The 17,118-nt window shown below is 43.0% G+C and carries 15 protein-coding genes; 12 read left to right on the forward strand and 3 right to left on the reverse strand.

The window, feature by feature from the left end; genetic code table 11:
- Nucleotides 1-3 precede the first annotated feature (3 nt).
- Complete coding sequence (gene gap, locus I4Q58_RS00455; RefSeq protein WP_203292624.1) at nt 4-1,002, reverse strand: type I glyceraldehyde-3-phosphate dehydrogenase; 999 nt, start codon at nt 1,000-1,002, stop codon at nt 4-6.
- Between the two features lie 20 nt (nt 1,003-1,022).
- Nucleotides 1,023-2,009, reverse strand: a complete 987-nt coding sequence (pfkA, locus tag I4Q58_RS00460; RefSeq protein ID WP_203292626.1) for a 6-phosphofructokinase — start codon at nt 2,007-2,009, stop codon at nt 1,023-1,025.
- Between the two features lie 157 nt (nt 2,010-2,166).
- On the opposite strand from pfkA, the gene I4Q58_RS00465 reads away from it, so the two are divergent.
- From I4Q58_RS00465 to I4Q58_RS00515, 11 genes are all read left to right on the forward strand, one after another.
- The gene (locus I4Q58_RS00465; protein ID WP_203292628.1) at nt 2,167-2,625 is read left to right on the forward strand and encodes a hypothetical protein; all 459 of its coding nucleotides are present in this window, start codon (nt 2,167-2,169) and stop codon (nt 2,623-2,625) included.
- 90 nt (nt 2,626-2,715) lie between these two features.
- On the forward strand, nt 2,716-3,162 hold the full coding sequence (locus I4Q58_RS00470; protein WP_203292630.1) for a MarR family winged helix-turn-helix transcriptional regulator: 447 nt from the start codon (nt 2,716-2,718) through the stop codon (nt 3,160-3,162).
- Nucleotide 3,163: 1 nt separating this feature from the next.
- Nucleotides 3,164-5,572, forward strand: a complete 2,409-nt coding sequence (locus I4Q58_RS00475; RefSeq protein ID WP_203292632.1) for a 3-hydroxyacyl-CoA dehydrogenase/enoyl-CoA hydratase family protein — start codon at nt 3,164-3,166, stop codon at nt 5,570-5,572.
- A gap of 30 nt (nt 5,573-5,602) precedes the next feature.
- The gene (locus I4Q58_RS00480; protein WP_203292634.1) at nt 5,603-5,962 is read left to right on the forward strand and encodes a four helix bundle protein; all 360 of its coding nucleotides are present in this window, start codon (nt 5,603-5,605) and stop codon (nt 5,960-5,962) included.
- Between the two features lie 18 nt (nt 5,963-5,980).
- A complete protein-coding gene (locus I4Q58_RS00485; RefSeq protein WP_203292636.1) occupies nt 5,981-7,171 on the forward strand; it encodes an acetyl-CoA C-acyltransferase in 1,191 nt (396 codons plus the stop codon).
- A 109-nt stretch (nt 7,172-7,280) separates the two neighbouring features.
- Entirely contained in the window at nt 7,281-9,086 is a 1,806-nt protein-coding gene (locus I4Q58_RS00490; protein ID WP_203292638.1) for an acyl-CoA dehydrogenase family protein, read from the forward strand.
- 103 nt (nt 9,087-9,189) lie between these two features.
- Nucleotides 9,190-10,068: a TolB family protein gene (locus I4Q58_RS00495; protein ID WP_203292640.1), complete on the forward strand. Its 879-nt coding sequence runs from the start codon at nt 9,190-9,192 to the stop codon at nt 10,066-10,068.
- A gap of 47 nt (nt 10,069-10,115) precedes the next feature.
- Nucleotides 10,116-11,447 carry a M28 family metallopeptidase gene (locus tag I4Q58_RS00500; protein ID WP_203292642.1) on the forward strand — a complete coding sequence of 444 codons (1,332 nt, stop codon included), beginning with the start codon at nt 10,116-10,118 and terminating at the stop codon, nt 11,445-11,447.
- 108 nt (nt 11,448-11,555) lie between these two features.
- Nucleotides 11,556-13,208 carry a M1 family metallopeptidase gene (locus I4Q58_RS00505; protein WP_203294282.1) on the forward strand — a complete coding sequence of 551 codons (1,653 nt, stop codon included), beginning with the start codon at nt 11,556-11,558 and terminating at the stop codon, nt 13,206-13,208.
- A gap of 7 nt (nt 13,209-13,215) precedes the next feature.
- Nucleotides 13,216-13,785, forward strand: coding sequence for a YdeI/OmpD-associated family protein (locus I4Q58_RS00510; protein ID WP_203292644.1), 570 nt, complete (start codon nt 13,216-13,218; stop codon nt 13,783-13,785).
- A 131-nt stretch (nt 13,786-13,916) separates the two neighbouring features.
- On the forward strand, nt 13,917-15,179 hold the full coding sequence (locus I4Q58_RS00515; protein WP_203292646.1) for an MFS transporter: 1,263 nt from the start codon (nt 13,917-13,919) through the stop codon (nt 15,177-15,179).
- Here I4Q58_RS00515 and I4Q58_RS00520 read toward each other — a convergent pair.
- Complete coding sequence (locus I4Q58_RS00520) at nt 15,176-16,141, reverse strand: App1 family protein (protein WP_203292648.1); 966 nt, start codon at nt 16,139-16,141, stop codon at nt 15,176-15,178. The two genes, I4Q58_RS00515 and I4Q58_RS00520, sit on opposite strands and share 4 nt — an antisense overlap.
- A 64-nt stretch (nt 16,142-16,205) precedes the next feature.
- Between I4Q58_RS00520 and I4Q58_RS00525 the strand changes: the two genes are divergently transcribed.
- Nucleotides 16,206-17,096: a diacylglycerol/lipid kinase family protein gene (locus I4Q58_RS00525; RefSeq protein WP_203292650.1), complete on the forward strand. Its 891-nt coding sequence runs from the start codon at nt 16,206-16,208 to the stop codon at nt 17,094-17,096.
- Nucleotides 17,097-17,118: the final 22 nt, after the last annotated feature.

Below are 17,118 nucleotides of genomic sequence, written 5' to 3' on the forward strand. Positions count from 1 at the left end.
AGTTTAGAGACTTGCAACATGAGCGGCCAAATCGATCAGTTTTGCCGAATAGCCATACTCATTATCGTACCAAGCTACTAATTTAAAGAAATTGTCGTTAAGCGCGATCCCTGCGCCAGCATCGAAATTACAAATATGCGGATCGCTTACAAAATCTTGCGAAACCACTTCTTCATCGGTATACGCTACAATACCCTCGAATGCACCTTGCGATGCTTCCTTAAATAATTTTTTGATGTCTTCATACGAAGCACCTTTCTTGGTTCGCACCGTTAAATCGACTACCGAAACATCGGTCGTAGGCACACGGAATGCCATTCCTGTCAGTTTTCCCTCAAGGGAAGGAATAACCTTCGTTACGGCTGCTGCTGCTCCTGTGGTGGTGGGAATGATATTCGCCATGGCACTTCTTCCCAGTCTGAAATTTTTCTTTGAAGGACTATCGACAGTGTATTGGGTAGACGTAGTTGCGTGAACGGTTGTCATTAGCCCTTCCTCAATCCCTAGCGCATCGTCGATGATCTTCGCCATTGGGGCAAGGCAATTGGTAGTACAAGAAGCATTTGAAACGATGGTATCCTCAGCCTTCACATCCTGATGGTTTACTCCCATCACGAACATCGGGGCGGTTTTGGAAGGAGCCGAAATAACCACTTTTTTGGCACCGGCATCCAAATGACCCTTAGCAGAATCCTTTTCCTTAAAAATTCCGGTACAATCAATAACGATTTCAGCGCCAGCTTCACCCCATTTCAAATCGGCAGGGTTTTTTTCGGAAGTCACTCTAATGGTTTTTCCATCTACCACCAACTGTCCGTTTTCCACTTCAACAGTACCTGGAAACTTTCCATGTACAGAGTCATATTTCAACAGATAAGAAAGATGGTCTACATCCAACAGGTCGTTGACCGCCACGACTTCAATATTCTCGTTTTTTGCAGCGATTCTAAAAGCAATTCTTCCAATACGGCCAAAACCGTTAATTCCAATTTTTGTACTCATATTCTTTAGTATGTTTTTTATTAGGTTGAAGTGATATCGGCAACACGGATCAATTCGGTATCGATCTCGTTCTCACCTTCCAAGGTTTGCTCAAAGGGTACCGAAATCACTTTATTATGAACCAAACCGATCATAACGCCTCTTTCACCCTTCATCAAAGCATCGATAGCGCCCACACCTAACCGGCTCGCCAGTACGCGATCATAGCAACTCGGGGAGCCACCGCGCTGGATATGACCAAGAACGGTAACCTTCACTTCATATTCATCCATATTGTTGCGAATATAATCCGCCAATCCCAAAATATTCTTTCCGATTTGGTCGCCTTCGGCTACCACCACGATACTTGAGGTTTTTCCGGCTTTTTTACTTCGTTTAAGGGATGCGATCAAGCGATCTTTCCCCATATCCTCTTCAGGAATTAATATTTCTTCCGCTCCAGCACCAATTCCCGCATTCAAAGCAATATCGCCGGCATCGCGGCCCATTACTTCCACTAGGAACAGTCTATTATGACTATTTGCGGTATCCCGGATTTTATCGATGGCTTCCACCACGGTATTGAGAGCAGTATCATAGCCAATGGTATAATCGGTACCATTAATATCGTTGTCGATGGTTCCGGGCAGCCCCACGATAGGGAAATCATGTTCCTTATTGAATTGTATGGCACCTGCAAACGTTCCATCACCGCCAATGACCACTAAGGCATCCACATCTGCCTCCTTCAGGTTTCGATAGGCTTTTGCTCTTCCTTCTTCGGTACGAAATTCTTTGGAGCGTGCCGATTTCAAAAAGGTTCCACCCCTATTGATGATATTCTTCACAGAACGCGGACCCAACGGTTTGAAGTCGCCTTCAATTAATCCTTCATAGCCGCGAAAAATTCCTATACATTCCAAGTTATGATAAGCGCATGAACGGACGACCGCTCGGATAGCGGCATTCATCCCGGGGGAATCCCCACCGCTAGTCAGTACCCCAATACGTTGCAATTTCGATTTCATTTGTATAAAACTAGGGCATTAGAACGACATCCACAATGTATAAAGTATACTATAACGTTTTCGGTTGATAAAATGTAGCATTTGGGTTTCACTCAAAAACTTTTTCAACGAATACGTTAAAATCGTATCTTTAATTCGGTATTCAAACACATAAGCTATGAAAACATCATTTTTATGTATGATTGTATTCTTAGGGGTGGCTTTTTCATGTGACCAACGGAATACAGAACTCACCAGCGAAACATTTCAAACATCAGAACAACGTGTGCAACAACTAAAACAACAGATTGTGGCGCCCACCAACTTCAGGGATGCGCAATTCCGACTTTTCAATGTGAATGGCTTTTCCAGAAGCGTCGCAGGTGTACCCGGTGCTAGTTCGTACGATTATAAGTTTATTGTCAAAATCGATCCAAATGATATGAACGCATGGACTAAGGGACTAAAAAAGGCCTCGGGACGTGATATGAAGTGGATCAATGAACTGATTCAAAATGAAGAAAAAGGCTGGTTCCCTACTAACCAAGGTGAACAATACTATAGCGATGAACGCAATGTGCTATTGGTACTTTTCAGAAAAGATAGTCTGCTAGCTAAAAGGGTTTCAGTCCTTTAAGACAAAACGACATATTTTTTCACATTTATTTACTATGCATGCATAATAAATTTTCTTATCTTTGGGAGGAACATTAAAAGTATCCATTTTTTGAAAGAAAAGACCATAGACTATATACTGCGTTCCACATGGATGAACGTACAGAAAATGTACAATGAAGAAGCTGGCAAAAAAGGGAGTACCATGGCCACAGGATTTGCCCTTATCAGTATCGATCCCGAGGAAGGAACGCCCAGTACAGCCTTAGGCCCAAAGATGGGGATGGAAGCTACTAGCCTTTCCAGAACGCTAAAAGCTATGGAAACAAAGGGGCTCATCGAGCGCAAACCAAACCCAGATGATGGTCGCGGGGTTTTAATACACCTCACCCCTTTTGGAAAGGAAATGCGCGAGTTTTCAAAAAACGTAGTGTTACGCTTCGATGAAGCCGTACAGGAAGCAGTATCGGAAGAGGAACTTCAAACCTTTAAAAAAGTGGCCAATACCATTTTAGAACTAATCAACTCAAAAAAAATATATACTGAAAAAATAGCATAATATGTCAAAGAGAAGAATTAACAAAGTAGCCGTTATCGGTTCGGGAATTATGGGAAGCGGCATCGCCTGCCATTTCGCCAATATTGGCGTGGAGGTGTTGCTGCTCGACATCGTTCCGCGTGAACTGACCGATAAGGAAAAAAAACAGGGACTAACATTAGAAGATGAACAGGTTCGCAATCGATTGGTGAACAACTCGCTTCAGGAAGCCATTAAATCGAAGCCTGCGCCGCTGTATCACAAAGACTTCGCTTCACGCATCACTACCGGAAATATGGAAGACGATATCCATAAGGTGAAGAATGTCGACTGGATAATCGAGGTGGTTGTAGAACGTTTGGATATTAAACAGCAAGTGTTTGAAAATCTAGAGAAACATCGTACGGAAGGCACCTTGATTACCACTAATACATCAGGTATCCCAATTCACCAAATGAATGAAGGTCGTAGCGACGATTTCCAAAAGCATTTTTGCGGAACGCACTTCTTCAACCCTCCGCGGTATTTAGAATTGTTTGAGATAATTCCTGGTCCGAAGACCGACCCTGAAATTCTAGAGTTCTTAAATGAATATGGTGAAAAATTCCTCGGAAAGACTTCTATCGTAGCGAAGGATACACCAGCTTTTATCGGAAACCGAATCGGAATCTTCGGCATTCAAAGCCTCTTCCACCAAGTGAAAGAAATGGGACTTACTGTAGAGGAAGTCGACAAACTGACCGGTCCCGTAATCGGTCGACCAAAAAGTGCCACCTTCCGAACAGTTGATGTGGTCGGCTTGGATACGTTAGTACATGTAGCCAATGGAATCCATAAGAATGTTCCCGACGATGAGGAGCATGATATTTTTGAGCTGCCTAGTTTCATCGATACCATGATGGAAAAGGAATGGTTGGGAAGCAAAAGCGGACAAGGATTCTATAAAAAAATTAAGGATGACGATGGCAATTCCAAAATTTTGTCGCTCGACCTTGAATCGATGGAGTATCGCGAAAAAGAACGCGCTTCCTTCGATACTTTGAACAAGACAAAAGACATAGATGTGGTTTCAGACCGTTTTGAGGTGCTGATTAATGGCGACGATAAAGCAGGTGAATTTTACCGAAAGAATTTTGGAGCCATGTTCGCCTATGTTTCAAAGCGAATTCCAGAGATTACCGACGAACTCTATAAGATTGATGCTGCTATGCGTGCAGGTTTTGGCTGGGAACACGGTCCATTTGAAATCTGGGATGCCATTGGTGTGAAAAAAGGAATCGAACTGATTAAGGACCTAGGAAAAGAACCTGCCGATTGGGTACATGAAATGCTCGATAACGGAGTGGAGAACTTTTACGATGTGCGTGAAGGAAACACCTACTATTATGGTATTCCCGAAAAAACACATGTTAAGATTCCTGGTCAGGACAGCTATATCTTACTCGATAACATCCGTGAAAGCAGGGAAGTATGGAAAAATAGCGGCGTTATTGTTGAAGATTTAGGCGATGGTATCCTAAACGTTGAATTCCGAAGCAAAATGAACAGCATCGGTGGCGATGTACTCGCTGGCGTAAATAAGGCAATCGATCTCGCCGAAGCGAGCTATGATGGCCTGGTCATTTCAAACGAAGGCAAAAACTTCTCGGTTGGGGCTAACGTGGGGATGATTTTTATGATGGCGGTTGAACAAGAGTATGATGAATTGAATGCTGCCGTAAAATATTTTCAGGATACCTGTATGCGACTGCGCTACTCCTCTATTCCAACGGTAGTAGCACCACACGGAATGACACTGGGTGGTGGTTGTGAAATGACACTACATGCCGATCGTGTCGTTGCCGCTGCTGAAAGCTACATCGGATTAGTAGAATTTGGTGTTGGTGTAATTCCTGGTGGGGGCGGAAGTAAGGAAATGACCGTTCGTGCCCAAGATGAATTCAATAAAGGTGATGTTGAATTGAACATTCTTAGAGAGCATTTCCTCACCATCGGAATGGCAAAAGTATCTACTTCAGCCTATGAAGCCATCGATACCAATATCATCAAGCCAGGAAAGGATATCATAATCGTAAATAAGAATCGACGGATCAAGGCAGCGAAAGAAGTCGCCCGAATGATGGCCGATCAAGGCTACACCAAGCCCATTGAAAGAACTGACATTAAGGCACTAGGGAAACAAGCCCTTGGTGCGTTCTACGTAGGTACCGATCAGATGAAGGCTGGAAACTACATTAGCGAACACGATAAGAAAATTGCAAATAAGTTAGCCTATGTGATGGCCGGTGGTGACCTAAGCGAACCGCAAGAGGTGAGCGAGCGTTACCTACTCGATCTGGAGCGTGAAGCTTTCTTAAGCCTTTGTGGCGAACGCAAGACCTTAGAACGCCTTCAACATATGATTCAAAAGAATAAACCATTGCGTAATTAGTACAGAGTACTGAGAATTGAGTAGTTAGATATGCATAAGCTTGATGACTTAAAGATTTGGAAAAAAGCAATAGAGCTAACAAAAGAGGTCTATAAAACCTGTTCTGCATTACCAGATGATGAAAAGTTTGGACTCACTTCTCAAATAAAAAGATCGGCAGTCTCAATTCCTTCAAATATTGCGGAAGGAGCTGGTAGAAATTCAGATAAGGAATTTGTTCACTTTCTATCAGTCGCGAATGGTTCATCATATGAATTAGAAACTCAAATGATCCTCGTATTGGAACTCGATTTACTAACAGAAAATGATATAAAACCTATTTTAAAAAGATTAGTTGAGATTCAAAAAATGAACTATTCGTTTCAAAAGTCTCTAAAATCTCAATACTAATATCTCAATACTAAAAATATGAAAACAGCATATATAGTAAAAGCATATCGAACCGCAGTTGGAAAGGCGCCAAGAGGACTTTTCCGATTTAAGCGACCCGATGAATTGGCAGCGGAAACCATTCAGTATATGATGGATAAACTACCAGAATTGGACAAAAAACAAATCGACGATGTAATCGTCGGAAACGCCATGCCCGAAGCCGAACAAGGTTTGAACATGGCGCGATTGATTTCGTTAATGGGATTAAAAATCGAAGATGTACCTGGGGTGACCGTAAATCGGTATTGTGCTTCCGGATTGGAAACCATTGCCATTGCATCTGCTAAAATTCAAAGCGGAATGGCCGACTGTATCATTGCCGGTGGTGCAGAAAGTATGAGCTATATCCCGATGGGTGGTTATAAACCTGTTCCCGATTACAAATTGGCCAAAGAAGGTCATGAAGATTATTATTGGGGTATGGGACTAACCGCCGAAGCGGTGGCAAATGAATTTGATGTTTCTCGTGAAGATCAAGATGAATTTGCCTATAACAGCCATATGAAAGCCTTAAAAGCGCAAGAGGAAAGTCGATTTCAAGATCAGATTGTTCCGATTGATGTTGAAGAAACCTTCTTTAATGACGATGGGAAAAAAGAAACCAAAACTTACACAGTAAAGGAAGACCAAGGACCGCGAAAAGGAACCAATAAGGAAGCCTTGGCAAAACTTCGCCCTGTTTTCGCAGAAGGCGGAAGCGTAACGGCCGGTAACTCCTCGCAAATGAGTGACGGTGCCGCTTTTGTGATGGTGATGAGTGAAGAAATGGTGAAAAAGCTAAATCTTGAACCTATCGCACGTTTGGTGAATTATGCAGCTGTTGGCGTTGAACCACGTATCATGGGGATTGGTCCTGTAAAGGCTATTCCACAAGCATTGAAGCAAGCTGGATTGAAGCAGGAGGATCTAGAACTTATCGAACTAAATGAAGCATTCGCCTCCCAATCATTAGCTGTTATTCGAAAACTTGGATTGAACAAAGACATCGTAAACGTAAACGGTGGTGCCATTGCCTTAGGTCACCCACTGGGATGTACCGGAGGTAAGCTTTCCGTCCAACTATTTGACGAAATGCGCAAACGAAACCTTCAAGGTAAATACGGAATGGTCACCATGTGCGTAGGTACCGGACAAGGAGCTGCAGGGGTGTATGAATTCCTAAACTAAAAAAAAGAAACCTGTCTGGTCGAGCGCAGTCGAGACCTTAATCGACCAGACATATTATAAAAGATAGTTCTCGACTGCGCTCGAATCGACAATATTAAAAAAACAAAAAATGAGCACAGAAACAACAAATAAAGACCTTCTTCGCGGTGGCCAGTTTATCATAAAAGAAACGGCTGCTGAAGACGTTTTCACACCAGAAGATTTTTCAGAAGAGCAAAAAATGATGCGCGACTCCGTGAAGGAGTTTGTCGACCGTGAAATTTGGCCGAAAAAGGAAGAGTTTGAAAAGAAAAACTACGACCTCACCGAAGAAATCATGCGCAAGGCAGGTGAAATGGGCCTCTTGGGCGTTGCCGTGCCAGAAGAGTACGACGGACTTGGAATGGGTTTTGTAACCACCATGTTGGTTTGCGATTATATTTCAGGTGCCACCGGTTCTGTTGCGACAGCTTTTGGCGCCCATACCGGTATCGGAACCATGCCCATTACGCTTTATGGAACCGAAGAGCAAAAGAAAAAGTATGTTCCAAAACTCGCTACGGGCGAATGGTTCGGTGCATACTGTCTTACAGAACCTGGAGCAGGTAGTGATGCAAACAGCGGAAAGACGAAAGCAGTACTTACCGATGATGGAAAATACTATTTGATCAACGGTCAGAAGATGTGGATCTCGAATGCAGGTTTTGCCGATTTGTTTATCGTTTTTGCACGTATTGAAGATGACAAATATATCACCGGCTTTATTGTAGAAAACGATCCCGATAACGGAATCACTTTTGGCGAAGAAGAAAAGAAACTGGGAATCCACTCCTCCTCTACCCGTCAGGTATTTTTCAACGATACGAAAGTTCCGGTTGAAAATATGCTAGCAGAACGAGGGGAAGGCTTCAAAATCGCGATGAATGCCTTAAATGTAGGGCGAATCAAACTCGCTGCTGCTAGTTTGGATGCACAGCGCCGCGTGATTGACCAAGCTACGAAATATGCTAACGATCGCGTTCAGTTTAAAACCCCAATCGCTAAGTTTGGAGCGATTAAGTCGAAATTGGCCGAAATGGCGGCTTCCTGTTTTGCTGGTGAAAGTGCCAGTTATCGTGCAGGAAAGAATATAGAAGATCGCATCGCACTTCGTATGGACGCAGGAAATGATCACCAGGAAGCAGAGTTGAAGAGCGTTGAGGAATATGCGATAGAATGTAGTATCCTTAAAGTAGCTGTTTCCGAAGATATCCAAAATTGTTCTGATGAAGGAATCCAAATTTTCGGCGGAATGGGCTTTAGCGCCGATACCCCGATGGAATCGGCTTGGCGAGATGCTAGAATTGCCAGAATTTATGAAGGGACCAACGAAATTAACCGTATGCTTTGCGTAGGAATGTTGGTGAAGAAAGCGATGAAAGGACATGTAGACCTACTCGGACCAGCACAAGCGGTTGGTGAAGAGCTGATGGGAATTCCTTCTTTCGATACGCCCGATTATTCTGAAACCCTTTCCGAAGAAAAGGAAATGATCGCAAAATTGAAGAAGGTATTCTTAATGGTGGCGGGAGCTGCCGTGAAGAAATACGGAACCGAATTAGAGCAACATCAACAATTATTGTTGGCAGCAGCCGATATCTTGATTGAAATCTATATGGCTGAAAGCGCCATCCTACGGGCTGAAAAGAACCATAACCGGGGAAGCGACAATGCCGAATACCAAGTGGCAATGGCGCAATTGTACCTCTACCATGCTGTTGAGAAGGTCAACAACAAAGGAAAAGAAGGCATCATCAGTTTTTCTGAAGGCGACGAACAGCGCGCGATGTTGATGGGACTAAAACGATGGACGAAATATCAAAACTTTCCGAACATCGTTCAGCTACGGAATAAGATTGCGGAAAAGGTAACCGCCGAAAATACCTATCCATTCTAATACACCTGAAACACTTAACTCGTGAAAGGCCCATTGCAATTATTTGTGCGTTGGGTCTTTTTTATGGTCTGGTGTTTGCTATTTTTGAAGGAAACTCAAGTTTATGAATTACTTGCTATCGGCACTCTTCACCTTACTCACCTTCATCGGCTTTGCGCAGCCCAACACCGAAGTATATCTGCTGGATATTTCAATTACTGACGAATTCACCGTTTCAAAAGTGCAGAATATTTCACAGAATGACGGTTACGACAATCAACCTTCCTTTAAAAACAACGAAGAACTCCTGTTCGCCAAAACCAGAAACGGTCAAACCGATATCGCTTACTATAATCTTCAACAAAAAACCACAGAGTGGCTTTCACATACACCACAAGGAGGAGAATATTCTCCAATACAGATTCCTGATTCCGAATATATTTCAGCCGTAAGGCTTGATACAACAGGGTTGCAACGATTATACCGCTATGATACCGAAGATAATAATTCCAAAATGATGGTGGATAACCTTCAGGTAGCGTACTATTCTTTCCTAAATAAAGAAAAAGCGCTGGCAGCTGTACTCGATGGCGATGAATTGGCATTAACCGTCATAAATTTTTCAAAAAAACAAGTCGATACCGTCGTTCGCAATGTAGGCCGCTCCCTTCATCGTATTGGCGCTACTGAAATGATGAGCTATACATTTTTGAATGATGAAGGTAACTACGATGTATATCAATGGGATATGGCAAAAGGGGAAAGCTTCTTTGTGGCACAACTTCCGATCGGGATTCAAGACCATATTTGGTTGGATGAAGCCAGGTTATTAATCGGTAGTGGCTCGCAACTTTTTATGCTCGATCTGTTTGGTGAAGGCGACTGGGAAAAGATAGGCGATGTAGCTTCCAGCAATATTTCAGAAATTACGAGAATGGCGATCAGCCCAGATAAAAAGCATCTGGCCTTAGTAGGACTTCCGAAAGACACCTCTGATAAGTAGATTTCCAAACCGTTTGCTTTTTCCGTATTTTTAAGAAAAATTCTACCATGAAATACCGAATTACCCTATTGCTGTTTTTTACAGCACTGCTCTCCTACTCACAGACCAATCAAAAGATTTATGACATTATCGATGCCGTTTCGGCAGAACGCATCAAAGCCGATATCACTACCTTGGCCGGTTTCGGCACCCGAAACACCTTTAGCGATACCGTAAGCGACACCAGGGGTATCGGAGCGGCTCGACGGTGGATTAAAAGTGAATTTGAAACTATTTCAAATGCTTGCAATAATTGCTTAGATGTTTTTTATCAGAAAGATTTTGTAAAAGCAGAAGGAAACGAAAGAGTTCCAAAAGACACTTGGATCGTTAATGTTGCGGCCGTTCAAAAAGGGACGAAATACCCAAACCGCTATATCATTATGAGTGGCGATATCGATTCAAGAAATAGCGATGGTAGCAACTTTACCAAGGATGCACCTGGTGCCAACGATAATGCCAGTGGAATGGCAGGCGCAATCGAAGCGGCTCGCGTGCTTTCAAAATATAAATTTGAAGCGAGCATCGTGTATTTAGGACTAAGTGGTGAAGAACAGGGTTTATTTGGCGGAAAAGGCTTTGCTGAATGGGCCAAGAATGAAGGTTGGAATATTATCGGTGTATTAAATAATGATATGATTGGTAACATTGAAGGTGTGGATGGTGTGATCAGTAATCGCGATTTTAGAATTTTTTCGGAACCCGTACCACCAAATGAAACCGAGCGCGAACGGAGAATGCGCCGGTTTTATGGGGGTGAAGTAGACGGTATTTCACGTCAGTTGGCGCGCTACGTCCATAAAACAACCCAAACCTATATGCCTGAAATGAACCCGATGATGATCTATCGCTTAGACCGCTTCGGACGGGGTGGTCACCACAGGCCTTTTAACGACCTGGGGTTTGCTGGGATTCGCATTATGGAAGCGCATGAAAACTATACGCAACAACATCAGGACATCCGTACCGAAAACGGCATCGAGTACGGCGACAAGTTGAAATTCGTAAATTTCGACTATGCAAAAAAGCTTACGGCTGTCAATGCTATCAACATGGCAAGTTTGGCCTGGGCGCCTCCTGCTCCAAAGAATGTCGCCATCGGTGGCATTGTAGAACCGTCCGCTAAATTTAAGTGGGATAAGGTAGACGGTGCAAAGGGATACAAAATCTATTGGCGCGATACCACCTCTCCTACTTGGGATTATAGTCGATACGTTGGCGATGTTTCCGAATTCACGTTGGAGGGTATCGTTATTGACAACTATTTTTTCGGCGTAGCGGCGGTCGATGAAGATGGTTTTGAAAGCGTGGTGGTTTTTCCGTCAGCTGTATTTAGATAAACAATACCTATGACAAAATTTATGAATTTGAATATACACAACAAGTTCCTTCCCAATTTGGGTAAAGATGGCATCGAAAGTATGAGGATGGTAAAAGAAATTAGTTTGATGTCCACTTCCCCCCTTGAGGGGGGACTAAGGGGGGTGTTAACGCTCTTACTGGTTCTTTTTTTCACAATAGCTTCATTCGCTCAAAATTTCACCCACCAAGACACCCTCCGTGGAAGCATTACCCCAGAACGGGCGTGGTGGAACCTTCAACATTATGATTTGAGTGTTTCAGTAAACCCTGATACTAAATCGATTCAAGGGACGAATACTGTTACCTACGAAGTGCTGGAGCCTAATCAGCTGCTTCAAATCGACCTTCAACCGCCAATGAAATTGGAAAAAGCGGTTCAGGATGGCAAGGATTTGACCATAAACTCGGATGGGAATGCGCATTTCATTCAACTTCAGAAAAAACAGGAAAAAGGAAAGAAATATGATCTTACCCTTCACTTTTCCGGAACACCAAGAGTGGCAAAACGTCCGCCTTGGGATGGTGGTTTTACTTGGCGTAAAGATTCAAACGGAAAATGGTTTATCGCCACCAGCAACCAAGGAATTGGAGCAAGCATTTGGTGGCCAAACAAAGACCATCCCTACGACGAACCTGATAATGGTGTGGATCTCAGCATTACAGCTCCATCAAATCTAGTGGCTGTTGGAAATGGTCGATTGATCGAAACCAAAGATAATGGCGACACTAAAACCTGGCATTGGAAGGTGGTAAACCCCATCAATAATTATGGGGTGAACATTAATATTGGCGATTATGCAAACTTTTCCGAAACCTACGATGGTTTGGACGGAAAACTAAACATGGACTACTGGGTATTGCAAGAAAATTTAGAGGAAGCTAAAGAGCAATTTAAGCAGGCGCCTATGATGATGGAAGCCTTCGAACATTGGTTTGGGCCATATCCTTTCTATGAAGACAGTTTCAAATTGGTAGAAGTCCCGTATTTGGGGATGGAACACCAAAGCAGTGTTACCTACGGAAATCGGTACATGAATGGCTATCTCGGCTCGGACCTTAGCGGAAGTGGCTGGGGAGAAAAATTCGACTTTATCATTATTCACGAATCGGGGCACGAATGGTTTGCCAATAACATTACGAATAAGGATGTTGCCGATATGTGGTTACATGAAGGATTTACGGCTTATTCGGAGAATTTATATTTGGATTATCACTACGGAAAGGAGGCGTCGGCAGCTTATGTAACTGGTACACGTCGGAACATTCAGAACGACCGCCCAATTATAGGAACCTATGGGGTAAGTCATGAGGGAAGTTCCGACATGTATTACAAAGGCGCAAATATCCTTCACACCTTGCGTCAGTTGATAGAAGACGATGAGAAGTGGCGACAACTGCTTCGGGGTTTAAATGAAGAATTTCGTCACCAAACCGTTTCTTCAGCCCAAGTTGAACAATACCTCAGTAAAGAATCTGGTATCGATTTGACCGAATTCTGGCAACAATACTTACGGACCACCAAAATTCCGTTATTGGAATATAAGGTGAAAGGAAGCGAGCTTCAGTTTCGATATACCAATATTGTTGAAGGCTTTGACATGCCTGTTCAGGTGACGGTCGATGAAATAGAAGAGTGGATTTATCCTAATGCTGAATGGAAATCAAAATCGTTTGGGGACACTATCGAGAAAGTGGAAATCGATCCCGATTTTTATATTGAACACAAGGAAGTGAAATAGCCAAAAAATGAGCGAACGACCAGAATTGTATTTTCCTAGGGATGTGGAGTGGCGCGATTGGCTGCATCATCGCCATATGGAGTATACTAATGGCGTGTATCTTATTTTCTATAAACTTGAAGTAGACATCCCAAGCATGCGTTGGGAAGAAGCTGTTAAGGTGGCCATTTGCTATGGTTGGATTGATAGTACGGTGAAAAGCCTTGGCAACGGAAAACGCCGTCAGTATTTTTGTCCGCGTAATCCCGACAGCACTTGGAGTGCTTTAAATAAGTCGTATGTTGAAGAATTGGCGAAAGCCGATTTGATTCATACCAGCGGTTGGGAGGCTATCAATACGGCCAAGGATAACGGAAAGTGGAGTGAAATGGATGATGTTGAAAACTTGGTGGTTCCAGATGATCTGTCAAAAGCCTTCAACAAACATCCCAAAGCATTTGAAAATTACGAAAGTTTCGCTACTAGTTACCGGAAATCGTACCTCAGCTGGTTGCATGCCGCAAAAAGAGAAGCCACCCGAGAAAAGCGTATCCAACAGATTATTGCACTTTGTAAAGCAAATAAGAAATCAAGGTAAATCGCAATATGCCGTAAGCAATAAGCTTTATGCATAAAGCTTACATGAATTGAAACCTAGCTTTCTCTTCAAAACAACCGACAACCTTAGCTAACAGCTAAAGACTAACGACTAAAGACCATCGATTAAAATTGGCTTCAAAAAAACAACCATACTACATTCTCTTATTGCTCATCCTAGCGGGGGAAGCGGTCTTTATTCTACCCTTCGTACTCGCAAGGGTTTTTAGACCGACAGTGCTCGAAGTGTTCAACCTTACTAATTGGCAACTCGGCATTTGTTTTTCTATTTATGGAATCGTGGCGCTCCTCTCCTATCTTTTTGGCGGACCATTAGCCGATCGATTCGAGCCACGTAAGCTGATGAGCCTTTCGCTACTAGCAACCGCTGCTGGTGGCATGTATTACGCCACCTTTCCCGATTATTTTGGGTTAAAACTTTTGTATGGATATTGGGGCTTCACCACCATCTTCCTCTTCTGGGCGGCCATGATAAAAGCAACACGCATTTGGGGTGGGAACAATCGTCAAGGAAGAGCCTTCGGGTTTTTGGACGGCGGACGCGGTCTCGTCGGTGCTAGCTTCGGACTGATTGGTGTCATCGTATTTGCATTCCTATTACCAGAAGAGGTGGGAACAGCTAATATGGGAGAACGGACTGAAGCGTTTAAACAAGTTATCTGGGTATCGACAGCCATTATTGCAGCCACTGGAATAGCCGTATATTTTTTGTTGAAGCCACAGGGTGAACAAGTAAGCGACAAAAACCTTCACCAAACGATTGGAAAGAAAGAAATTCGTCAAGTACTGAAACTTCCTGCTGTCTGGTTGTTGATGGTCATCATTCTTTGTGCCTATACCGGGTATAAAACCACCGATGTCTTTTCGCTATACGCTACCGATGTCATGTTAATGAATGAAGTAGACGCTGCTAAAGTCGGTACCTTCCTATTGTATATTCGACCGGTAACCGGAGTATTGATCGGATTTTTAGCAGATTGGACGCGCGGAGCGCTCCTACTCGTCTGGGGTTTTATCATCATGCTTATTGGAAGTGTGGTATTCGCCTCGGGTTTTTTTGGTCCGAGTACCGTACTCTTTTTCTTTTTAGGCCTACTGGTAACAGCCATTGGCGTATATGCGGCGAGAGTGCTTTATTTCGCCGTACTTCGTGAAGGAAACATTCCTTTGGCGCTAACTGGAACTGCTGTGGGATTGATTTCAGTGATTGGGTACACCCCCGATATCTTCGCAGGTCCAGCCATGGGATATTTGTTAGATGCTTCACCAGGCGAAACCGGGCATCAACATGTTTTTTGGATGTTGGCAGGATTTTCAGTTATCGGATTATTGGCTGCTATTCGGTTTCAAAGAATAAGCAAGAAAAACGATTAGATAATTCCAATTTTTCGGGAGTGTTCAATCGCTTTATCGCTCTTTCGGTAATAGTAGGTTTCGGTACCCAGCGATTCAATATTTTTCAACACTTTTTGAACTTTAGACTTCTGCTTCTTTTTTGTCTGCCGAACGTAAATCGCTTTTATATTCTTCGGAAAAACCTTCGCCACCCGTTCATATAAATACGGATCCTGCTGCGAATCGTCGCCTAACAGGACATATTGAAGATTGGGATAAAAACTGACGATATCCTTAATTTTATTGAACTTATGATCATGGCTTCCCCCTCCCGATCGAACAAAATCCATCAGTCCTGTCTTAATCTTCTTCAACTTAATAACCGCTTTTGGCAACTCCTGAAGCTGTGCAAAGGCATTGATAAACCGATATAGGTTCCATTCACTACTCGATACATAAAAAAAGGAGTTCGAAGCCTGTTCAGCATCCTGTCCAGCCACGCTTAGATGCCGGTAATGTTTCACCACATCCTCAAAGGTTTTTCTTCGGTTCACATTGCGCGAAAGCATCACATATAACTTTTTAAAAATATTGCTACTGTGCGATACCAAAAAAGTATCATCAATATCTGAAATAATCGCATACTTGCTTTCATAAGGTTTCAGGAGCTCACCTTTTTCAATAATTCCAAATCCGTTGAAATTACAGCTCACTCGGTATTCATGCCAACCTGGTTTCAATTCTTTGGTGAAAGGAATGGTAAACCGAAAATAGCCATCATCCAATGTTTTGGTTGTGACTTCCATTCCTTCAAAATGAAGGGTGACTTCCTTATTGGCAATAGGTGAAATGGTAAACATGTGAAGAATGGAAAACGCATGCTTTATGCCCCTTCTGTCGATACGGTATTTATCGGGTGCCCAGGATTTAAAAACATGTCCAAATACAACTAATTCCGATTCGTTTACATAGCCTCGGTATAATTGTAAATCTAATTTCATTCTTTGGAATTTATTAACGGTTCGGAATTTTCAAAATAATTATTTTTAAGCATAACCTTTCCCAATGAATTCTAAAAAGACTATTCTACTTGTGGTGAACCCCGTTTCAGGGGGCGAAGATAAAACCGACCTTATATGCGATGTGGAAGTCGAAGTGGACCGCAACAACAAACGTTTTGTAGTATTTGAAACTACAGGTGAAAACGATGCGAAAAAACTTGAAAAAGAGCTTTCAGATGAAACCTTAGAGCGGGTTTTAGTGGCCGGTGGCGATGGGACCATAAAACTAGTTGCCAGTGTTCTTGAGGGGAAGGATATCCCCATTGGAATTCTCCCTGCAGGCTCTGCTAATGGTCTGGCTACCCATTTTCAGATTCCGGAGGAACGAAAACAACAGATCGAAATCGCGCTGGGCGACCATTTTATAGCGATGGACCGGTTGAAACTCAACGACCAGATTTGCCTTCACGTCGCCGATCTTGGCATCAATGCGGAACTGATTAAAAACTATGAGGAATCGCAGATCCGCGGAAAGTTGGGCTACTTGCTTCAAAGTATTCCTACCTTGATCGATTGTGAATACCCTTTTCAGTTTTCCATTGAAGCGGAAGGTCAGAAATGGGAAAAAGAGGGCGTTTTGTTGGCCATTGCCAATGCCCGAAAGTTCGGAACGGGCGCGACTATCAACCCCGATGGGAAGATAAATGATAAAAAGTTCGAATTAGTTCTCTTTAAAAAGCTGGATATCATCGAAATCATTAAAACGGTTCGCGATAAAGTGAAATTGGATCCCGAGTTTGCAGAAACCATCAGTACCGATAAAGCTGTTATCCGAACGGATGGTTCGATTCCTTTTCAAATTGACGGGGAATATTTAGGAACGGTAGATAAGGTTGAGATCTTGGTATGTCCCGACCCATTGGAAGTCGCGGTACCCGAATTCGTACATTCATGATAACCACATAATCGTTATCTTT

The sequence above is a fragment of the Luteirhabdus pelagi genome, from assembly GCF_016827595.1.
Taxonomy (GTDB): Bacteria; Bacteroidota; Bacteroidia; order Flavobacteriales; family Flavobacteriaceae; genus Luteirhabdus; species Luteirhabdus pelagi.

Excerpts from the sequence above, each read along its gene's own strand:
- gap (WP_203292624.1), bottom strand. The coding sequence starts at position 1,002 with ATGAGTACAAAAATTGGAATTAACGGTTTTGGCCGTATTGGAAGAATT.
- pfkA (WP_203292626.1), bottom strand. The coding sequence starts at position 2,009 with ATGAAATCGAAATTGCAACGTATTGGGGTACTGACTAGCGGTGGGGAT.
- I4Q58_RS00465 (WP_203292628.1), top strand. The coding sequence starts at position 2,167 with ATGAAAACATCATTTTTATGTATGATTGTATTCTTAGGGGTGGCTTTT.
- I4Q58_RS00475 (WP_203292632.1), top strand. The coding sequence starts at position 3,164 with ATGTCAAAGAGAAGAATTAACAAAGTAGCCGTTATCGGTTCGGGAATT.
- I4Q58_RS00480 (WP_203292634.1), top strand. The coding sequence starts at position 5,603 with ATGCATAAGCTTGATGACTTAAAGATTTGGAAAAAAGCAATAGAGCTA.
- I4Q58_RS00485 (WP_203292636.1), top strand. The coding sequence starts at position 5,981 with ATGAAAACAGCATATATAGTAAAAGCATATCGAACCGCAGTTGGAAAG.
- I4Q58_RS00490 (WP_203292638.1), top strand. The coding sequence starts at position 7,281 with ATGAGCACAGAAACAACAAATAAAGACCTTCTTCGCGGTGGCCAGTTT.
- I4Q58_RS00495 (WP_203292640.1), top strand. The coding sequence starts at position 9,190 with ATGAATTACTTGCTATCGGCACTCTTCACCTTACTCACCTTCATCGGC.
- I4Q58_RS00500 (WP_203292642.1), top strand. The coding sequence starts at position 10,116 with ATGAAATACCGAATTACCCTATTGCTGTTTTTTACAGCACTGCTCTCC.
- I4Q58_RS00505 (WP_203294282.1), top strand. The coding sequence starts at position 11,556 with ATGTCCACTTCCCCCCTTGAGGGGGGACTAAGGGGGGTGTTAACGCTC.
- I4Q58_RS00510 (WP_203292644.1), top strand. The coding sequence starts at position 13,216 with ATGAGCGAACGACCAGAATTGTATTTTCCTAGGGATGTGGAGTGGCGC.
- I4Q58_RS00520 (WP_203292648.1), bottom strand. The coding sequence starts at position 16,141 with ATGAAATTAGATTTACAATTATACCGAGGCTATGTAAACGAATCGGAA.
- I4Q58_RS00525 (WP_203292650.1), top strand. The coding sequence starts at position 16,206 with ATGAATTCTAAAAAGACTATTCTACTTGTGGTGAACCCCGTTTCAGGG.